The 20,810-nt window shown below is 34.2% G+C and carries 19 protein-coding genes; 15 read left to right on the top strand and 4 right to left on the bottom strand.

What is annotated here, in order from left to right; translation table 11 throughout:
• Nucleotides 1-18: 18 nt before the first annotated feature.
• Nucleotides 19-1,248 (top strand): multidrug effflux MFS transporter, encoded by a 1,230-nt coding sequence (locus ACP7AT_RS07650; protein WP_426063833.1) that lies wholly within the window; start codon nt 19-21, stop codon nt 1,246-1,248.
• 25 nt (nt 1,249-1,273) lie between these two features.
• Here the strand turns inward: ACP7AT_RS07650 and ACP7AT_RS07645 are convergent, their stop codons facing one another.
• From ACP7AT_RS07645 to ACP7AT_RS07630, 4 genes are all read right to left on the bottom strand, one after another.
• The gene (locus tag ACP7AT_RS07645; protein WP_426063750.1) at nt 1,274-2,536 is read right to left on the bottom strand and encodes an NAD(P)/FAD-dependent oxidoreductase; all 1,263 of its coding nucleotides are present in this window, start codon (nt 2,534-2,536) and stop codon (nt 1,274-1,276) included.
• Nucleotides 2,537-2,633: 97 nt separating this feature from the next.
• The gene (locus tag ACP7AT_RS07640; RefSeq protein ID WP_426063749.1) at nt 2,634-3,971 is read right to left on the bottom strand and encodes a DEAD/DEAH box helicase; all 1,338 of its coding nucleotides are present in this window, start codon (nt 3,969-3,971) and stop codon (nt 2,634-2,636) included.
• Nucleotides 3,972-4,114: 143 nt separating this feature from the next.
• Nucleotides 4,115-5,659 carry a DEAD/DEAH box helicase gene (locus tag ACP7AT_RS07635; RefSeq protein WP_426063748.1) on the bottom strand — a complete coding sequence of 515 codons (1,545 nt, stop codon included), beginning with the start codon at nt 5,657-5,659 and terminating at the stop codon, nt 4,115-4,117.
• Nucleotides 5,660-5,765: 106 nt separating this feature from the next.
• Nucleotides 5,766-6,293 carry a DUF6155 family protein gene (locus ACP7AT_RS07630; RefSeq protein ID WP_426063747.1) on the bottom strand — a complete coding sequence of 176 codons (528 nt, stop codon included), beginning with the start codon at nt 6,291-6,293 and terminating at the stop codon, nt 5,766-5,768.
• Between the two features lie 146 nt (nt 6,294-6,439).
• Here ACP7AT_RS07630 and ACP7AT_RS07625 point away from each other — a divergent pair, with 146 nt between their 5' ends.
• The 14 genes from ACP7AT_RS07625 to ACP7AT_RS07560 all read left to right on the top strand — a co-directional run bounded on the left by ACP7AT_RS07625 (nt 6,440) and on the right by ACP7AT_RS07560 (nt 20,800).
• Nucleotides 6,440-6,724, top strand: a complete 285-nt coding sequence (locus tag ACP7AT_RS07625; RefSeq protein WP_426063746.1) for a DUF3817 domain-containing protein — start codon at nt 6,440-6,442, stop codon at nt 6,722-6,724.
• Entirely contained in the window at nt 6,717-7,973 is a 1,257-nt protein-coding gene (locus tag ACP7AT_RS07620; protein WP_426063745.1) for a mechanosensitive ion channel family protein, read from the top strand. The genes ACP7AT_RS07625 and ACP7AT_RS07620 overlap by 8 nt, the downstream gene beginning before the upstream one ends.
• Before the next feature lie 129 nt (nt 7,974-8,102).
• Complete coding sequence (locus tag ACP7AT_RS07615; protein WP_426063744.1) at nt 8,103-8,489, top strand: glyoxalase; 387 nt, start codon at nt 8,103-8,105, stop codon at nt 8,487-8,489.
• A 306-nt stretch (nt 8,490-8,795) separates the two neighbouring features.
• Nucleotides 8,796-9,509: an esterase gene (locus ACP7AT_RS07610; RefSeq protein ID WP_426063743.1), complete on the top strand. Its 714-nt coding sequence runs from the start codon at nt 8,796-8,798 to the stop codon at nt 9,507-9,509.
• An 18-nt stretch (nt 9,510-9,527) separates the two neighbouring features.
• Nucleotides 9,528-10,475 (top strand): ATP-grasp domain-containing protein, encoded by a 948-nt coding sequence (locus ACP7AT_RS07605; protein ID WP_426063742.1) that lies wholly within the window; start codon nt 9,528-9,530, stop codon nt 10,473-10,475.
• 147 nt (nt 10,476-10,622) lie between these two features.
• Nucleotides 10,623-11,729: a carboxylate-amine ligase gene (locus tag ACP7AT_RS07600; RefSeq protein ID WP_426063741.1), complete on the top strand. Its 1,107-nt coding sequence runs from the start codon at nt 10,623-10,625 to the stop codon at nt 11,727-11,729.
• A gap of 39 nt (nt 11,730-11,768) precedes the next feature.
• Nucleotides 11,769-12,599: a type 1 glutamine amidotransferase gene (locus tag ACP7AT_RS07595; protein WP_426063740.1), complete on the top strand. Its 831-nt coding sequence runs from the start codon at nt 11,769-11,771 to the stop codon at nt 12,597-12,599.
• Between the two features lie 14 nt (nt 12,600-12,613).
• On the top strand, nt 12,614-13,804 hold the full coding sequence (locus tag ACP7AT_RS07590; RefSeq protein WP_426063739.1) for a hypothetical protein: 1,191 nt from the start codon (nt 12,614-12,616) through the stop codon (nt 13,802-13,804).
• A 461-nt stretch (nt 13,805-14,265) separates the two neighbouring features.
• Nucleotides 14,266-14,829: a gluconate 2-dehydrogenase subunit 3 family protein gene (locus tag ACP7AT_RS07585; protein WP_426063738.1), complete on the top strand. Its 564-nt coding sequence runs from the start codon at nt 14,266-14,268 to the stop codon at nt 14,827-14,829.
• Nucleotides 14,830-14,882: 53 nt separating this feature from the next.
• Nucleotides 14,883-16,586 carry a GMC oxidoreductase gene (locus ACP7AT_RS07580; RefSeq protein WP_426063737.1) on the top strand — a complete coding sequence of 568 codons (1,704 nt, stop codon included), beginning with the start codon at nt 14,883-14,885 and terminating at the stop codon, nt 16,584-16,586.
• A 10-nt stretch (nt 16,587-16,596) separates the two neighbouring features.
• A complete protein-coding gene (locus ACP7AT_RS07575; RefSeq protein ID WP_426063736.1) occupies nt 16,597-17,757 on the top strand; it encodes a Gfo/Idh/MocA family protein in 1,161 nt (386 codons plus the stop codon).
• A gap of 37 nt (nt 17,758-17,794) precedes the next feature.
• Nucleotides 17,795-18,847: a sugar phosphate isomerase/epimerase family protein gene (locus ACP7AT_RS07570; RefSeq protein WP_426063735.1), complete on the top strand. Its 1,053-nt coding sequence runs from the start codon at nt 17,795-17,797 to the stop codon at nt 18,845-18,847.
• Between the two features lie 13 nt (nt 18,848-18,860).
• On the top strand, nt 18,861-19,241 hold the full coding sequence (locus ACP7AT_RS07565; protein WP_426063734.1) for a c-type cytochrome: 381 nt from the start codon (nt 18,861-18,863) through the stop codon (nt 19,239-19,241).
• Nucleotides 19,242-19,345: 104 nt separating this feature from the next.
• Nucleotides 19,346-20,800: a Gfo/Idh/MocA family protein gene (locus ACP7AT_RS07560; RefSeq protein WP_426063733.1), complete on the top strand. Its 1,455-nt coding sequence runs from the start codon at nt 19,346-19,348 to the stop codon at nt 20,798-20,800.
• Nucleotides 20,801-20,810 lie beyond the last annotated feature (10 nt).

Here is a 20,810-nt window from a genome sequence, read left to right as displayed (position 1 = left end):
TTGATGATTGATCTCATAATGACAAAAACTAAATATTTCCAATTAATTCTAATTTTAGGTTCACTAACTGCACTTGGACCATTTTCGATTGATATGTATTTGCCTGGTTTTGCCGGAATTGCCAAGGATTTGAACACATCCGTAGCTAATGTTTCCATGACTTTGTCCAGTTATTTTATTGGAATTTCCGCAGGACAATTGCTTTATGGACCTTTATTAGATCGTTTTGGTCGAAAAAAACCTCTTTTTATCGGACTAATCGTTTACATTTTAGCTTCTCTAGGTTGCGTTTTCGTTACTGATATAAATACTTTTATTGGTTTACGATTCATTCAGGCTGTCGGCAGCTGTGCTGCAACCGTAGCATCGGTTTCTATGGTTCGAGATTTATTTCCTGTAAAAGATATTCCAAAAGTATTTTCATTATTGATGTTGGTTGTTGGACTTTCGCCAATGCTAGCGCCAACTATTGGTGGTTACGTTACCGAAGATTATGGCTGGCATACCGTATTTTTTATATTAATGTGTATGGGTATTTTGATTCTTTTGGCCGCGCAAATCGGCTTGCCAAATACTTTTAAACCAGATACTTCAATTTCATTAAAACCAAAACCAATTATTACTAATTTTATCATTATTCTAAAAGAGCCTCAGTTTTATACCTATGCATTTGCAGGAGCAATAGCTTTCTCAGGATTGTTTACTTATGTAGCGGCCTCCCCTATTTTATTTATGGACATTTTTAAAGTTGATGGTAAAACATATGGTTGGATATTTGCTTTTATGTCCTTGAGTTTTATTGGTGCCAGTCAATTAAATTCATTTTTGTTAAGAAAATTCACGAGTGAACAAATGATTTTAGGGGCATTAATTTCTCAATCTTTCATTAGCATTTTATTCCTAGTTTTGGCAATGAATGATCTTTTAAATTTGTATCAAACTATTGCGATGCTATTTTTATTCTTAGCCTGTTTAGGAATTTCAAATCCTAATACAGCAGGACTTACGCTTGCTCCTTTTTCAAGAAATGCGGGAAGTGCGTCGGCATTAATGGGGGCCATTCAGTTAGGATTAGGAGCCTTAGCATCTTTTGCAGTGGGTGTTTTTGTAAAAAATTCGATGTTGCCAATGGTTATAATTATGGCCGTTTCAACAATTTTAGCCTTAATTATTTTAATTCTTGGAAAACGAAATATAAAAAAAACTATTGCAGCTTCTCATGATGAAGGAATTGCAATAGTTCATTAATTTTAGCTTTAGTATTATTTTGCTTCTATTTAACTTTTTTATCAGGTCTGATAATCATTCGCAAAGATTGGTCTTTTGCAAAATAGGCAATCATCCAATTAAAAAATGTTTTCACTCTATTGCGATAAGTTATCAACGAAATGAGATGAATAAATAGCCATATTATCCAAGCAAAAAATCCTTTGAAATGCATTTTAGGATGTGGTAAATCAACCACAGCCTTATTTTTTCCAATGATAGCCATTGATCCTTTATCATTATATTTGAAGGGTTTTAATGTTTTTTTTTGACTCATTAGTTTAAAGTTCTTAGCCAAATTTATTCCTTGTTGAATCGCAACTTGTGCCACTTGTGGATGACCATTTGGGAAATCTGCATCTGTAAGTTGGATGCAAGTATCTCCAATTGCATAGATGTTTTCAGTACTATTTACTTTATTATAAGCATCAGTAGCCATTCTTTTTCCGCGACCATAACTTTCTATTGGAATTCCTTCGAAAACTTTTGCAGAAACTCCCGCGGCCCATATTAAATTTGTCGTTTGAATCGTTTCGCCATTAGCAAAATATACTGTGTCATCTATATAATCCACCACTGTGGTATTTAATTTCACGACAACACCTAATTTTGTCAGCGCTTCAAGCGTATCTTCCTGAGAAGCTTTACTCATTGGAGAAAGTACGGCATTTGCGCCATCAACAAGATAAATATTACTTGCAGTTGTACTTAATTCTGAATATTCTTTCAGCAAAATATTTTTTCTCATCTCGGCGAGCATACCGGAAACTTCAACACCAGTTGGGCCACCACCAGCAACTACAATGGTTAATAATTTTCTGCGTTCACGAATGTCTTTACAAATGGCAGCTTTTTCTAAATTCTTCAAGAGTGTATTACGCATAACGATTGCGTCATTCAGCGTTTTCATTGGAATAGCATTTTTCTTTACGTTTTCCATTCCAAAATAACTCGTTTCGGCACCAGTGGCAAAAACCAAGTAATCGTATTTTAATTCTCCATTGTTGAGAATGATTTTATTTTCTGAAGGGTTTATTTTAAGTAAATTTCCTAAACGAAATTGTAGATTTTTTTTACCCGAGAAAAATTTCCTAAAAGGGTAACTTATACTTGAAGGTTCTAAAAAAGCGGTAGCGACCTGATATATCAGTGGTGCAAAGAAATTGTAATTATTTTTGTCTACGAGTGTTACGTTGATTCCTTTTTCATTTAAAAGTTCTTTAGCAAGATTTAATCCTGCAAATCCACCGCCGATTATTATAATTTCCATATCGTGTTTTTATAGTCTATAAATTAAAAAAGCATCCCTAAATATACACTATTTATGAATGCTGTAATAAATTAAACAGTAAATAAACTTGAAATATTTAATTCTTTTTAAGTTTTTTAACGGGTTTTTCTAAAGGTTCATTTTTGTTTTGCAGCATATAATTAGCCAATAATTTTTCAATCAATTCATCTTTAGTCAAATGATGAAAAACAATTTTTATTTTTTCTTTTAATTCTGCAGCAACATCATGATTGGGTTTAGTTTTGAAGATTTGCTTTGCCCACAATAACGTATTATTTTCTTCGATACTGGCAACAGTTGGTTTTTTGAATTGTGTAAATTTTATTCCCAATTCTTTTTCGAAATCAGCAATTTCCCCTACTTCTTCTTGTTGCAAAACCGTTAGAGAAAGGCCCTTTGCTCCTGCTCTTGCCGTTCTTCCGCTACGGTGCACGTATGCTTCATAAACGTCAGGTAAATGGTAATTGACCACATAAGAGATTTCTTTTACGTCAATTCCTCTTGCCGCTAAATCTGTCGCTACCAATATGTTGATATGTCCTTCACGGAATTGCTCCATAATTCTGTCTCTAATTCCCTGAGACAAACTTCCGTGCAATGCTCCTGATGAAAATCTATTTATTGCCAGATTTTTTGCTAATTTATTGACAGCGGCTTTTGTTTTGCAAAAGATAATTCCGCGCTCTCCTTCTTTAGAATTCAAGAAATGCATCAAAACATCCAGTTTCTCAATGGGATCAACAACAATATATTCATGATCAATTCCTTGATTTCCTATTGTTTCCATGTTGGCGCTAACGTGCACCACATTTTTATTTAAATAATTCTGAATTAACTGTTTGATAGTTCCGGGCATGGTCGCCGAGAATAAAAAAGTATGATGAATTGCAGGTAACTCCGCCACAATCTCATCTAAGCTTTCTTTTAGAATAGTCACCATTTCATCGGCTTCATCAAGCACCAGGAATTTGGTTTCTTTTAAATTTATTGCTTTGCGCTGAATCAAATCTATTAAACGTCCCGGTGTCGCCACAACAATGTGTGTAGGAGTTGAAAGTCGTTCTATTTGTGGTTTGATTGGAATTCCTCCACAAGTTGCTGCAATAGAAACTTGTGGTAAATATTTTGAAAAATCTTCTAAGTTTCTAAAAATCTGGTGTCCTAATTCCCGAGTTGGAACTAAAATCACAGCTTGTACAACTGGTAGATCAGTATCAATTAATTGTAAAATGGGCAATCCAAAAGCAGCCGTTTTTCCTGTACCGGTTTTAGCAAGTCCAACCAAATCTGAAGTATTTGATAAAAGTAACGGAATTGTTTTTTGCTGAATCTCTGTGGGTACAACAATTTTCAATTCGGTAATCGCTTTTAATATTGGTGCTGAAATTCCTAAATCAGAGAATTGTTTTGGCATTTTTTTGGATTTTATAATTTTATAAAAAAGTTATTTTGTAAACGTAATTTTTAGCCCCGATAGCAGTGAAAATCCTTTTATTTTTTCATTAAAAAATAAAAGATTGCAACGAATAGCGGGATTAGCTCCTAGAAAAAGAAATATTAATCTTCATCCGGTTCGTTCATGATTTTCTCACGATATTTTTTACCAGTTAACAATACCAGTTTTAATTTGTAATCGTCAACAAGCCACTCACGGTAATTTTTACTGCATTGACTCAAACATTTAGAATAGCGCTTGATGCGGCAGTCGATATCATCATCTAGCAATTTTCCTAATGCTTTCGCCTCTTGTAAGGTTTCAGAATTATTAACACACATAGCAGCGTGCTGTTCCAATGATTTTTCCAATACTTCTTTTGAACGTAAATTTTGTTTGATGATGAGTTTGTGTTCTTCATCGATATCAAAAGTTACCACTTCTGTTTTGCTAAATTTAGCTCGTATTTCAGGCGGCATGCTGTATTTAAAATACAATTCGATTTCAGTGTCATCACGTAAATTTTCCAGATAAAACTCCGGTGATTTAAAGATGTGTTGCCAATTTACCGGCTCACTCCACAATCCAAATCGTGCTGCATTATTCCCCAAATCGATAACGCTAAAAGTATCTTTATTAGGTAATTTTCTGGAACCGCGACCAATCATTTGATAGTATAGTGTCAATGATTTTGTCGCTCTATTTAATATGATAGTTTCTACAGTAGGCTCATCAAAACCGGTCGTAAGAATTCCAACTGATGTCAGAATCGCATCCGGCGTATGCTTAAACCAATGTAAAATATCTTTTCTTTCTTCGTTATTGCTGGTGTTATCCAAGTGGCGAATCGCATAACCGGCTTCTCTAAAAGTTTCATATACATATAAGGATGTATTGATTCCATTATTAAAAATTAAGGTTTTCTTACCCAAAGATTTCTCCGTGTAAGCATGCAATAATTTTTCCTGCATGGCCATATTCGTATATAAATCATCTGATGATTTTACGGTGTAATCCCCATTGATACCTACTTTTAATGAGGTCAAACCCACATCATAGCTGTACGTGATTGCTTTTGCTAAAAATCCATTTTCAATCAACGAACTAATGGTGTCTCCTACGATTAATTCATCGTAGCTCTCATGCATTGGCAACTTGATATTCGAACTTAAAGGCGTTGCTGTAACTCCTAATATGAATGCATTTTTGAAAGAGCTTAATAATTTTCGGAAGGAGTTGTAATGCGCCTCATCGATAATTACCAATCCTACATTATCTAAATGCAATTTTTCATCATTAATACGGTTTTTCAAAGTTTCGACCATTGCAACAAAACAAGAATAATCGTTTTGGTCCGGAAGTTCTTTTACTTTACTGTTGATAATTTTGTTTTTCACATCAAAACCTTTCAACATTTTTGAAGTTTGCTTACACAACTCAATGCGGTGTGTCAACACAACTACTTTTTTATCGTGTTGTGATAAGTAACGTCGCACTATTTCTGAAAAAACTACTGTTTTCCCTCCGCCAGTAGGCAATTGGTATAACAAATGGTGTTGTGGAGGTGCATTATCTATACGCTCAAATATGGCGTCAATGTCGCCTTTTTGGTACGCATAAAGTTCTTTTTTGTCTTCGATTTCTATTTCTAAAGTGTTTTGCGACATTGCTTATTGTTGGATTTTTGCAAAAATACACCTAAAAAACAGTTTAGTTATCAATTTTAATTAAAAAAAATAGGATTGATTAAATAAAATTGAATTATGCAACCTTTTAGTACTCAAATCGCTCAATAATAGCATTGAACTCTGGTTCGTTATACCATTTTTGCATAATGGTTTCGTTATGAATGACTGCTATTCTTGTTTTAAAATCATTTAGTATTCCGTTTGCAATTAAGAAAATAACGGCTTGCTCAAAAGAATTGAACATACTTTTGAAAAACAAATCATGTTTTATAACATTTTCAGATGCAAAGGTTTGTGCAATTTCGATATTGTAAAGCATTACATCGGCAATTATAAAGGGATCAACACCTAAAAGGATAAAATGCTTGATATATTTTTGAGCAACGGAGCGTCTCATTTTAGGTTTGCTGCGTCTTCCCGCCTTTTTGAAAGGAAAATATTCATTTGAAATTTTGAGTTTGCATTCCTGCAAAAGCGTTTCTTCTTTTGGATTGAAAACAAAATTATAATAGACTTTTACCGGACTGAATTTTTCATACAATTCGAGAATTTGCTCTTCGAGTTGCTCTTTATTCAATTCAGCTAAGTATTTTTTTAAATCGCGTTTGCTCATTACCAAAGTTTAAGATTACAAAAGTAATTTACTTTTAGAATCAATGCGCCGAAAATCAATGATAATAACTAATTTTGACACAAATAAAAGTAGAAGCACTTTTTATCCTAACCTAATTTTTTACTTTTATCCTCAAATTTATTTTTATGCTAAAGATTTTTAAAATTATCGCACTACTTGAAGGAGTTTCTTATTTGGCTTTATTTACCAATATGTTAGTTGTGAAACCTACAAATGTTGCTTTTTACAAGGCATTATTATTTCCAATAGGAATGGCTCACGGAATTTTATTTGTAAGTTATATCATTTTAGCGATAATGCTGAAATTTGAACAGAATTGGGATTGGAAAAAATTCGGAATTATATGTTTGGGTTCCTTAGTTCCTTTTGGAACTTTTTACGTCGATAAAAAATATTTGCAAAATGTATAAATACATAGAAAAAATATTCAATTTTCTTTATCCTGTATTTCGAAAATGGGGATTAGGAAGCAGTTTAGCTTCCTATTTAAGCCTAGTGCTCAATATCGTTATATTATGTGTCTTGGCATACGCGATTTATGTTGTTTTTAGACTTATTCTGGTCACCATTATGGCAGTTATTGCCCAAAAAACTAAAACCAGATTTGATGATCTATTGGTAACAAACAAAACTGCCAAGTACATTGCGCACTTAATTCCGCTGCTGTTTATATATAAATCGGTACCAATTATTTTAGACAAATACGTGTATTGGGAAGGCCTTTTTGGAAAATTGGTCGGAATTTATATTGTAATGTTGGTTTTATGGATCATCCGAACCATTTTTAATGCTTTACGAGATTATTTAAAACTAAAACCAAGGTACAGCGATAAACCAATTGACAGTTTCATTCAGGTTATAATGATTGTGCTATGGACTGTTGGGATTACGGTTATTATTTCCAAATTATTCGATATCAATCAAAAAGAGTTGTTAACCATTTTGGGAGCGGTTTCTGCGGTAATTATCTTGATTTTCAGAGATACTATTTTAGGTTTTGTTTCGAGCGTTCAAGTCTCAATCAATGATATGGTTCGAATTGGCGACTGGATTACGATGGATAAATTTGGTGCCGATGGAGATGTAATAGAAATTAATCTGGCAACAGTGAAAGTTCGAAATTTCGACAACACTACGACCACTATTCCTACCTACAGTTTAAGTTCCGATTCGTTTCAAAACTGGCGCGGAATGTTGAATTCTGATGGGAGACGGATCAAAAGACACATTCTTATTAAAACTAGCAGTATTCGATTTCTGGAAGAAACAGAATTAAGTGATTTAAAAAAAATACACCTTATTTCAGATTATATTGACACTCGAAAATTAGAAATAGACGAATATAACTCCAGTAATAAAGTTGATAAATCTATTGCTATAAATGGACGGAATTTGACCAATTTAGGCTTGTTTCGAAAATACATAACCGAATATTTATTTAATTATCCCGGCTTAAATCAAGAGATGTTGATGCTTTGTCGCCAATTGCAATCGACCTCACATGGAGTTCCGCTTGAAGTCTACGCCTTTTCGCATGACAAACGTTTTGAAAATTACGAATACATCATGTCGGATATATTTGATCATATCATCGCATCAGTGCGTTATTTTGACTTAGAAATTTTTGAAACTGCCACCGAAAATGAATTAAAAGTTTAATCGTTGTTTAAATTTTATTTTCTCTGATCTTCGTTCCCTCCACTTTGTGTTATGAAATGTATAAATCTTTTTAAAAAACTAAAATTTTACCTTTTTTATGCGTATTTTTTTTAATTTTAGAAAAAAAATATGAACGAGCGTGATACTTTTTTAAAAGAATTTAGAGGACAAACTATTGGTTCCGTAACCACCCAATCTACAACTGAAGAATCATTTCAAAATGAAGTACTTCGACCAATTTTAAAGCTACAAAATGATTTATTTGTAGCTTCCTTTATCAATTACATAAATAAAAATAAAGCTGATTTTTACAATCATTCTCTTGACAAAAAACAATCAGTCATAGAAAATGTAATCCGTAAGGACATCAAGTTTCGAAATGTTTTAAAGGGAATGGTTATCGGATTATTCACTGCTGATGAATATGCCATTTACATACAAAACACCTCCAATACCAACAAAAGAATGATGAGTATGCTTGTGGAAAGATTGAAAAGCCAAGTTCAACTTTTTTAAATTTAAAAAAACAGTAAATTTTTTGCTTCCCTTATTCAAAAATTCATTAATCCATTCCAACATTTTGATTTTACTGATTATTAAATGGTCATGTAAAATAGAAGGACGTAAGATTTTGAAAACACATTATGTTAAAACAACTTGATTTGTTGTTTATAATTTAAAAATCACCTCCTTATTAATCTAATTATTACCATTTATTTCTAATTTAATAATTCTAATCTTTTTTATAATAAATATTAGTTAAGTCCATTTTTATCTGCCATCTGTATGATTTTTTTCATTATAATTGTTAAAAATAATTTTATGAAGGAAGAATATTTCAAATGGTATTCCCCCAATTTAAATAGAGATATTGAAATGTTGGTTTTTGGACATGCTGGATATCCTGTAATCTTATTTCCAACTTCTATGGGAAGTTACCATGAAAACAAAGATATGGGATTGATAGAATCTGCAAAATGGTACCTTGAGCAAGGGTTAATTCAAATATTTTGCCCGGATAGTATTGACAAAGATAGTTTTTACAATAAAAATATACATCCTATTCACCGTATCGAAAATCACGTAAAATACGATAGAATGATTTGTCACGAAATTGTTGAAAAGGCAAAGAACAACACTCCCTCAGGCAAAGTAGCTATGGCTGGCTGCAGTTTTGGCGGCTATCATGCTGCAAATTTTGCTTTTCGTCATCCAGCTTATGTAAGTCATCTTTTTTCTATGAGTGGCGCTTTTAATATTAAGAGTTTTTTGGATGGTTTTCACAACGAAGATGTATTTTACAACAGTCCAGAAGATTATTTATACGGTCTAGATGATTATGAATTATGGAATATTGACATCGTTTTAGGAACTTCTAATTGGGACATTTGTTTCGATGCCAATCTAAAATTAAGCAAAGTTTTAGGCGACAGACACCTACATCATTGGTTAGATATTCGTCAGGAACAAAAACACGACTGGCCGATTTGGAAGGAAATGTTCCCGCATTATTTATCAAGAATTAAATTTTTTTAAAATTATAAACACATCAAAATGAAAAAAATTGGAATTTTATTTGGAATGGAAGACACCTTTCCTCAAGCATTTATTGATCGTGTCAATTCAAAAAACGAAAAAGGAATTATTGCTGAGGCAGTGGCTATTGATAAAGTAGTTCAAAATCAAGACGGAGAATACGCAGTAATTATTGACCGAATTTCGCAAGATGTCCCTTTTTATCGTGCCTATTTAAAAAATGCGGCTTTAACAGGAACAAATGTAATTAACAATCCGTTTTGGTGGAGCGCCGATGATAAATTTTTCAATAACTCCTTGGCAGATACGCTCGGCGTACCTTTACCTAAAACCGTAATTCTTCCTTCGGCTGAACATCCTACGGACACGACCGGAAAATCATTCCGAAACCTAAAATATCCAATGGACTGGGAAGGAATCTTTGACTATATTGGATTTCCTGCATACATGAAACCGTATGCTGGAGGTGGCTGGAAAAATGTGTATCGATTGGAAAATATTGAGGAATTCTGGGAAAAGCATCAGGAAACTGGACAATTGGTGATGATGCTTCAAGAAGAAATTGTTTTTACGGAATATTTCAGAGTTTATTGTTTGGGTTGCAAAGCGGTGCGAATAATGCAATATGAACCAAGAAATCCGCATCATTTACGCTATGTAATCGATGGACCGCTTGTGGATAAAAAATTATTAGCAACCATAAAAGATTATACTTTACGACTTTGCAAAGGATTGGGATATGATTTTAATACAGTAGAATTTGCCGTTCGTGACGGTATTCCTTACGCCATTGATTTTGGAAATCCCGCACCTGACGCCGAATTAACTTCGGTTGGTGCTGAAAACTTTGAATGGGTGGTTGAAGAGGCTTCGAAAATGGCTATTGCTGCCGCAAAAAAGCAAAAATCAGGAAAAATGAACTTGACATGGGGAACTTTTATTAAAGATGCTGTTGCTGGGAAATAAAATTTTATAAATTACAAAATACCCTAGCACCGATTAAAGTGTAAATCCTTTGTGGGCCTGCTTTTAAGGCCTGTAAAGATTGTAACGGAAAGCGGGACACGAGCGAAGCGAACTGACGAAGTAATTAGCTCCTAAAAAAATAAAATAATGAAAAAATTACCAGTTTTTACACTAGGTGTTGAAGAAGAATATCAAATAATTGACCCTGATACAAGAGATTTACGGTCGCATTTGTCAAAAATTGTGGATGGTGCCAAAATAATTTTAAACGAGCAGGTGAAGGCCGAAATGCACCAATCTGTGGTGGAAGTAGGAACTAATATTTGTCATAGCGTTAATGATGCCAAAAATGAGATTCGGTTTTTACGCTCTAAAATCGTTGAATTAGCGGAGAAACAAAACCTTATTGTTGGTGGTGCCGGAACACATCCTTTTTCAAAATGGCAGGATCAACCGATAACTGATGATCCGCGATACCACGATATTGTTAATGAACTGCAAGATGCTGCGCGTTCTAATTTGATTTTTGGAATGCATTGCCATGTAGGAATTGAAAATCGTGAAATCGGTTTGCAATTGATGAATCAGGCTACCTATTTTCTCCCTCACATCTTTGCACTTTCGACAAATTCACCTTTTTGGGAAGGAAGAAAAACAGGTTATAAATCATTTAGAACCAAAGTTTTTGATAAGTTCCCCAGAACAGGTTTGCCGGAATATTTTGATTCAGTAAGTTCGTACGAGAACTATTTAGATACTTTGATAAAAACAAATTGCATTGATAATCCAAAGAAAATTTGGTGGGATTTACGCTTGCATCCGTTTTATAACACAATAGAATTCAGGATTTGTGACATGTGCTTGACCGTCGATGAAACTATTTGTATAGTTGCCATCATTCAGGCAATTGTGGCCAAACTCTACAAATTGAATATGAACAATACTAGTTTTAATGTTTATAGACTGGCTTTGATAAAAGAAAATAAATTCCGGGCAGCACGTTACGGGATTGAGAATAATATGATTGATTTTGGTATGCAAAAAGAAGTTGAAACTAAAATGCTTATTTTGGAATTGCTTGATTTCATTGATGATGTTGTAGATGAATTAGGCAGTCGTGACGATATTAATTATGTTCATGAAATTTTGAAAAACGGAACTGGAGCGGACAAACAATTGGCTGTTTTCGAAGAAACTGGCGATCTTTCTAAAGTGGTGGACTTTATAACTGGTCAATTTACCAATGGATTATAAAATATAAATTATCTTTGCGCATTATTTTTAAAAACAATTATGTCGAATAAAATCATAAAAATAGCGCTTTTGGATATGTACAACGGAGAACCTAATCAGGGAATGCGATGTATTATTGATATTGTCAATCGGTTTAATCCCGTCGTCGGTTTTGAAATATTTGATGTTCGCGGAAAATGTCACTTGCCGGAAATAAAAAAATTCGACATTTATATTTCAACCGGAGGACCAGGAAATCCATTAATTGGAGATGGAGATTGGGATGTCAAATATTATGAATTTATTGATTCTTTGAACAAATGGAATATGGAGAACGCTGTTAAAAAACATGTTTTGTTTATTTGTCACTCGTTTCAGATGGCTTGTTTGCATTTTGGATTGGCCACAATAACCAAAAGAAATGATACTTCTTTTGGTGTGATGACCATGCACAAAACGAAAGAAGGCCAAACAGATTCTTTATTTGAAGGTTTGGCGGATCCTTTTTATGCCATTGATTCCAGGGATTATCAAGTGGTACAACCAAAACTTAGTATTTTTGCTAAAAAAGGAGCTAAGATTATTTCATTAGAAAAAATCAGGGATCACGTGCAATACGAACGCGCGATTATGGCGGTTCGATTTACAGACTACTTTGTAGGTACTCAATTTCATCCTGAAGCGGATCCGATAAGCTTTGTTGCTCACATGAGAAACAAAGTAGCGAAGGAAAAAATCAAGAAAATGAAAGGGAAAAAGAAATTCAGAAACATGCTGGAAGATTTATTAGATGATGATAAAATTTACAGAACTAATGAAACCTTGATACCAAATTTCCTCAGAATAGCAATTAACGATTTGATGAAAACAAAAAAAATGCTTTCTAATTAATACAATCCTTGCAAATGATTTCAAAATATCGGGAGTTATTTAATGCTCAATTTACAGAAAAAAAATATCAGGAATTCAAAGATGATATTGCTTCCGATTTTAATTACCTACCTACTTTCAGGTTGGCGGAAACCCCTTTTTTTATTTCAAAAGAGTTGCAGTCCCAATTGATTGAAGGTTGTAATGAAGTTGTAGCTTTTATTCAAAAAGAAGACTTTAAGTTACTTACCAACAAATCATTAGAATTAAACTTAAAAGTACCAAATGAGGACGACCATTCTACTTTTCTAGCGATCGATTTTGGCATTTGTGAAGAAGAAGGAAAAATTATTCCTAAACTGATTGAAGTGCAAGGATTTCCTTCTTTGTACAATTATCAGTTGAATGTGTATGAAAAGTTCAAGAATCACTATCCGATTCTTAAGGAACTGACTCCATTTATAACTGACATTACACAACTGAAATATTTGGATATTTTAGAAGAAGCAATTTGCAACAATCATCCAAAAGAAAATGTTATTCTTCTTGAAATTGAACCCGAAAAACAAAACACCAAAATTGATTTTTATTACTGCAAAAGAGATATTGGAATCCCAATTGTTTGCGTGACGGAGTTGATAAAAAAAGGCAAACAACTGTTCTATAAAAATTTAGCAGGCGATGAAATTCTTATAAAAAGAATTTATAATCGGGTTATTTTTGATGAATTAAATCTGAGAACCGATTTACAACTTAATTTTAGTTTCTCAGATGATTTAGATGTGGAATGGGCGGGTCATCCCAATTGGTTTTTTAGAATCAGTAAATTTATTTTACCTTTATTGAAAGGGAAATATTTTATAGACACAACTTTACTAAGTGACCTAAAAGAAATACCTCAGGATTTAGAAAACTATGTTTTAAAACCGCTTTTTTCATTTTCAGGAACAGGAGTTATTTTCCATGTAACCAAGGAGGATATTGAATCAGTTGTTGAAAAAGAACTTTATATTCTTCAAAAAAAGGTAAATTACATTCCAATTGTGCAATCTCCAGACGGAAAAGTAAAAGCCGAAGTACGTGTACTTTGTGTTTGGAAAAAAGACGATATCGCTCCTACTCTATGCTGCAACTTGGTCCGTTTGAGTCGAGGTGAAATGATTGGCGTAAAATTCAACAAGGACAAAGATTGGGTTGGTGGTACGCTTGGTTTATTTGAAAGATAAACTTAAATTGAATCTTAATATTTCCATTTTTTAACATTGATTAAAGTTTTTAATTATCTTTTCATTTTTTATCATCGAAGCCTTTTTTACTAATTATCTAGCAAAAAAATTTCTAACTCTTTACATGCTTATTTTAACCGATAATGTCATTTTAACGCATTGAAAATTATTTTAACGAATGTTCAACAATATCTTATAGTAAAATACTCGCTAATATTATATTAATTTCATTTTTAAGAGCGGTTTTTCTTCCTTTTTTCTTTAAGAAATATAATTTTTTATTTAAAATCTTAGATTCCAGCGACACTTTTATGAATTTTTTAAAGTGTTTCCCTTAATAATTTGAAAAATATGGAATTATTCAATAATTTAACATAAATAAAATTAAGGTGTTTTTTTTTTCTTTATTATTGTAAGGTTATAATAATTTAAGAATAATCAACAACTTTAATAATTAACAAATGAATAGAAGAGAAGCACTTAAAAACGTTGCGTTTTTGATGGGAGGCGCAATCTCAGCAACTACAATGGGCGTTTTGTTTGAAAGTTTTACTTTACCCGAAAAAGAAAAAAATCAGGTGTCTTTTTCTGCTACGGATGAAGAGATTTTGGCTGAATTCGCCGATATCATCATCCCGACAACAGCATCTTCGCCCGGAGCAAAAGCTGCAGGACTCGGTGCTTTTATTCCAATGATTATTAGAGATTGTTATCCTGCAAATATGCAAGAAATTTTTGCCTCAGGATTAAAAGCAATGCAATATAAATGTTCTAAAGAATTCAATAAAGACTTTTTGTCAATGTCCGTTGAAGAACGTCAAAAACTATTGACCTCATTAAGGGATGAGGCAATTGCTACCAATAAAGCACCTTCTTTCTTTTTGATTGCAAGAGATTTAACAATTTTAGGGTATTATTCTTCAGAAATAGGCTGCACACAGGCTCGTGAATATCTTCCAGTTCCGGGACGCTACGATGGTAGTGCAGACTACAAACCCGGACAAAAAGCTTGGGCAACCAACTAGTCTTATTAGAACCTACTGTTAGAAACTATTTTATTAAATAAAAAATAATACCCGTGAATATAAATACCAATTTGAAAGAGGAAAATACGTATGATGCTATTGTTGTAGGATCTGGAATTAGTGGTGGATGGGCTGCAAAAGAACTTACCGAAAAAGGATTAAAAGTTTTGATGTTAGAACGCGGAATGAATATTGAGCACATCAAAGATTATGAATCGGCCATGAAAGCACCATGGGAATTTGAACGCGCAGGCAAGCTTACCGAAGAACAAAAAAGAACCCATCCTGTTCAAACAAGAGATTATCCATACAATGAAGCTACCGAAAAATGGTGGGTGAATGACTTGGAATGTCCCTATACAGAAGACAAACGTTTTGATTGGTACAGAGGATTTCATGTGGGTGGAAAATCTTTAATGTGGGGCCGTCAAAGTTACCGTTTTAGTGACCATAATTTTGAAGATAATGCCAAAGATGGTCATGGAAATGACTGGCCTATTCGATATAAAGACCTTACCAAGTGGTATGATTATGTAGAGAAATTCGTAGGAATAAGTGGTCAAGCAGAAAATTGGCCCCTATTACCGGATGGTAAATTTTTGCCTCCAATGGATTTAAATTGTGTTGAAAAATCAGTTAAAGAAAGATTAGAAAAACATTATAATAAAACCCGTATTCTTACAATTGGTCGTACTGCTAACTTAACTGTACCCCACAAAGGGCGTGGCAGCTGTCAGTACAGAAATTTATGCAGTCGAGGCTGTCCATTTGGTGCATATTTTAGCACCCAATCTTCTACACTACCTGCTGCAATGGCAACCAATAGATTGACCGTGAGACCCTACTCTATTGTGAATCATATTATTTATGATAAAGACACTAAAAAAGCAAAAGGTGTTATGGTTATTGATGCAGAAACAAATGAAACCATGGAGTTTTATGCTAAAATTGTTTTTGTGAACGCATCCACTTTAGGATCAACATTCCTTTTATTAAATTCAACTTCAGAAGCGCATCCGAATGGAATGGGTAATGCCAGCGGACAATTAGGCCATAATCTTATGGATCATCATTTCCGTTGTGGTGCAGAAGGAACAGCTGAAGGTTTTGAAGATAAATACACGTACGGAAGAAGAGCTAATGGTATTTATATTCCAAGATACCAAAATGTAGGAAATGATAAACGAGATTATTTAAGAGGTTTTGGATATCAAGGTGGTGCCAGTAGAGGATCGTGGCATAAAGAAGTTGCCGAATTGGCTTTTGGTGAAAATTTCAAATCTACCATGTCATTACCAGCTGATTCTTGGAGTATGGGATTAGGTGGTTTTGGAGAAATGCTACCGTATTACGAAAATAAAGTATATATCGACCATACTAAAAAAGATAAATGGGGACAACCTGTTTTAGCAATTGACTGCGAAATTAAAGATAACGAAGCTAAAATGAGGGAAGATATGATGAATGATGCCGCAGAAATGCTGGAAGCTTCAGGAATTAAAAATATACAAACCTATGATAATGATTATTATCCTGGAATGGCTATCCACGAAATGGGTACTGCCAGAATGGGTAATGACCCGAAGGATTCAGTTTTAAATAAATGGAATCAAATGCACGAAGTGAGTAATGTATTCGTTACGGATGGGTCTTGTATGCCTTCCATCGCTTGTCAAAATCCATCATTAACATTTATGGCTTTAACGGCACGTGCTTGCGATTACGCAGTAAAAGAATTAAAAAAAGGAAATATTTAGGTTCATCAGGATGAGAAAATTAAGAATGGGAATGGTTGGTGGTGGCCAAGATGCCTTTATTGGTGCAATTCACCGTTTAGCCGCCAATATGGATGGATTAATTGAATTAAAGTGTGGTGCATTAAGTATAAAACCAGAAACCGCAATAGCCTCTGGTAAAGCCTTGTTTCTTCCGGAATCAAGAACATATTTAACGTTTGACGAAATGATTAAAGCGGAAGCGGCTTTACCTGCTGACGAAAGAATCGATTTTGTTACTATTGTTACACCAAACTTTGCTCATTTTGCTCCTGCGATGATGGCTTTGGATCATGGTTTTAATGTAGTAATTGAAAAACCAATGACTTTTTCGTTGGAAGAGGCAAAACTATTGCAGCAAAAAGTAGAAGAAACAGGATTAATTCTTTGTTTAACACATACCTACTCCGGCTACCCAATGGTCAAGCAAGCCAAAGCAATGGTTAATGAAGGAAAATTAGGAAAAATTAGAAAAGTTTGGGTTGAATATCCGCAAGGTTGGTTGAGTAAACTTTCTGAAAGAGAGGGTAATGCGCAAGCAGCTTGGAGAACGGATCCTACTAAATCCGGAAAAAGTTCAGTAATGGGTGACATTGGAACTCATGCAGCACATTTAGCCGAATATATTACCGGTGCAAAAATTACAGACGTATGTGCAGAATTGGACACCCTCGTTGAAGGTCGCGTAATGGATGATGATGGAGCTGTATTACTAAAGTTTGACAATGGAGCAAAAGGAGTTTTAATGGCTTCGCAAGTAGCTGCCGGAGAAGAAAATGCATTAAGAATAAGAATCTATGGCGAAAAAGGTGGAATCGAATGGTTTCAACACGATCCCAATACTTTAACAGTTAGGTGGCTAGATGAACCAACTCAGGTTTTAAGAGCGGGATCTAACTATGCACATTTATCTTCATTTGCAACACACAATTGTAGAACTCCAGGAGGACATCCCGAAGGTTATTTAGAAGCATTTGCTAATATTTATCGCAACTTTGCTTTAACCCTCAACTGCAAATTAGATGGTACAACACCTACTGCTGAAATGTTAGACTTTCCTTCTGTTGAAGATGGAGTAAGAGGAATGGCATTTATTGATAACGTAGTAGCATCATCACAATCTGATAAAAAATGGACTCCTTACGTTTTGTAATTAATTAGGAATTCACAAAAGTTTAGACAAACATAATATGACAACAATACAAGGTCCAGCAGTATTTTTAGCCCAATTTATAAGTGATGAAGCGCCTTTTAATTCTTTAGATGGGATTTGTAAGTGGGCCGCTGATTTAGGTTTTAAAGGTATTCAAATGCCAACATTAGATACCCGTTTCATTGATTTACAAAAAGCCGCCGAAAGCAAAACCTATGCAGATGAACTTAAAGGTACCATCGCTACTTATGGACTGGAAATTACAGAATTGTCTACGCATCTGCAAGGACAGTTAGTAGCCGTTCACCCCGCTTATGATGATTTTTTTGATGCTTTTGCTCCGGTAAACGTTCATGGAAATTCAAAAGCGAGACAAGAATGGGCTGTCCAACAATTAAAATATGCAGCTAAGGCATCCCAAAATTTAGGTTTAAATGCTCATGCCACCTTTAGTGGTTCTTTACTTTGGCAATATTTTCATCCTTGGCCTCAAAGGCCACCCGGCTTAGTTGAAGATGGTTTTGCTGAATTAGCCAAACGTTGGTTACCAATTTTAAACGAATTTGACGAAAATGGGGTTGATCTTTGTTATGAAATTCATCCTGGCGAAGATTTGTTTGATGGGGAAACCTATGAAATGTTTTTAAAAGCCGTAAATAATCATTCCAGAGCGTGTTTGTTGTATGACCCGTCCCATTTTGTCTTACAACAGTTAGATTACATTCAATACATTGATTTTTATCATGAACGAATAAAAGCGTTTCACGTAAAGGATGCCGAGTTTAATCCTACAGGAAAACAAGGAACTTTTGGAGGATATCAAAGTTGGGTAAATCGTGCGGGCCGTTATCGCTCCCCTGGAGATGGTCAAATTGATTTTAAAACTATTTTTAGCAAACTGGCACAATATGATTACAAAGGCTGGGCTGTTATGGAATGGGAATGTTGCATTAAAAATCAAGAGGATGGCGCTAGAGAAGGCGCTGCATTTATAAAAAACCATATCATAAAAGTTACCGACAAAGCATTTGATGATTTTGCTGCTGTGGAAACAAATAAAGCTTTTAACAAAAAAAACTTAGGATTATAAAACTTAAATATAAATGAAAATGAAATTAAAATATTTGCTTTTTGGGGTTGCTTTAATTAGCTTAACCTCATTTTCTAATGATAATTTAGATACAAAATATATTAAAGCTACTAAAAAAACAACAGCGATTTTTCAAACATCTGATGGTGAAAAATTAATCGCTAAATCGGATTGTGTTGGGTGTCATAAACTAGACAAGAAACTAATAGGCCCCTCCTACTTAGATATTGCAAAAAAATATCCTTCGAACGATAAAAATATTACTTATTTATCTGGTAAAATAATAAAAGGTGGTTCAGGAGTTTGGGGAACAATACCTATGTCTGCGCATGCTTCGCTTAAAAAGAATGATGCAAATTCGATGGCAAAGTATATTTTATCCTTAAAAAAATAAATCAAAAGACGCTTTTATATATTCTGTATAACGTTATTATGCAGAATATAAAGTTATGATGTGACACTATTCTATTGCTATTAACCAAACTAGATTAAAAATAAATGAAACAAAAAGAAGAAGATAAAATCACAAATAACCGTCGTGATTTTATAAAAACAACTGCTATAGCTGCCGCAGCTTTTATGATTGTTCCCCGTCATGTTTTAGGAAGAGGATTCGTTGCACCAAGCGATCGTTTATCAATAGCCAGTATTGGCGTTGGCGGAAAAGGTAAATCTGATATCGCTATGTTCGCCAGCAGTGGAAAAGCTGATATTTCTTTTTTATGTGATGTTGATACCAGAAGAGCCGCTGCAAGTGTAAATGCATTTCCTAAAGCTAAATTTTACACGGATTGGCGCGAAATGTTAGACAAAGAACATAAAAATTTCGATGCAGTTTCAGTTTCTACTCCGGACCATAACCATGCTATACAAGCGCTTGCTGCTATGCAATTAAGCAAACATGTATATGTTCAAAAACCTATGGCACATGATATTTACGAAGCTCGTATTTTGACTCAAGCTGCCAAAAAATATAAGGTGGTTACGCAAATGGGAAATCAAGGTGCCTCAAATGATGGTACCCGAATAATGAAAGAATGGTATGATGCAGGTTTAATTGGTGATGTTCATACGATACATGCATGGACAGACCGCCCGGTTTGGCCTCAAGGTATTCCGTGGTCTGCCAATAAAGCCGATATTCCAAGTGAATTAAATTGGGATTTGTGGTTGGGAACCGCTCCTTACAAAGAGTATGTAAATAAATTAGTGCCCTTCAACTGGCGAGGATGGTGGGATTATGGTACTGGTGCCTTAGGAGATATGGGTTGTCACCTGCTAGAAGCTCCTTTTAGTGTATTAAACTTAAAATATGCCAAAGATGTACAATGTAGTGTAGGTTCTGTATACGTAGATGAATTTCAAAGAGGATATTTTCCTGAGAGTTGTCCACCTTCTAGTCACGTTACATTAACTTTTCCAAAAACTGAAAAAACTAATGGTGACATCGCAGTACATTGGATGGATGGAGGAATCCAACCTGAAAGACCTTCTGAATTAGGTTCGAATGAAATTTTTGGCGATGGCGGAAATGGAACATTGTTCACAGGTACAAAAGGAAAAATGATGTGTGATACTTATGGTTTAAATCCGCGTTTGCTTCCTCTAAGCAAAAATGAAAATTTACAAGTTGCTCAAAAATATGCAAGAGTAATCGATGGTTCCGAAGGACATTACAAGCAATGGATTGAAGCAGCAATTGCAGGTTATGGAAAAAAAGAGTTAAGTTCTCCTTTTGAAATTGCAGGTCCTTTAACAGAAGCATTATTGATGGCAAATCTTGCTATCAGAGGTTATGATGTAATGAGAGAAGAGCTTGGAGAAGAAGTGTATCCGGGCCGTTCAGCAAAATTACTATGGGATAATGATGCCATGAGAATAACCAATTTTGACGAAGTTAATCAATTTGTGAAGCGAGACTATCGCCAAGGTTGGAAAGCTTTAACTTTATAAACAAGATTAA

This window comes from Flavobacterium sp. DSP2-3-1, assembly GCF_049896865.1.
Taxonomy (GTDB): domain Bacteria; phylum Bacteroidota; class Bacteroidia; order Flavobacteriales; family Flavobacteriaceae; genus Flavobacterium.
The sequence above is the reverse complement of the archived record's forward strand: the minus strand, read 5'-3'. Positions and strand labels throughout refer to the sequence as shown.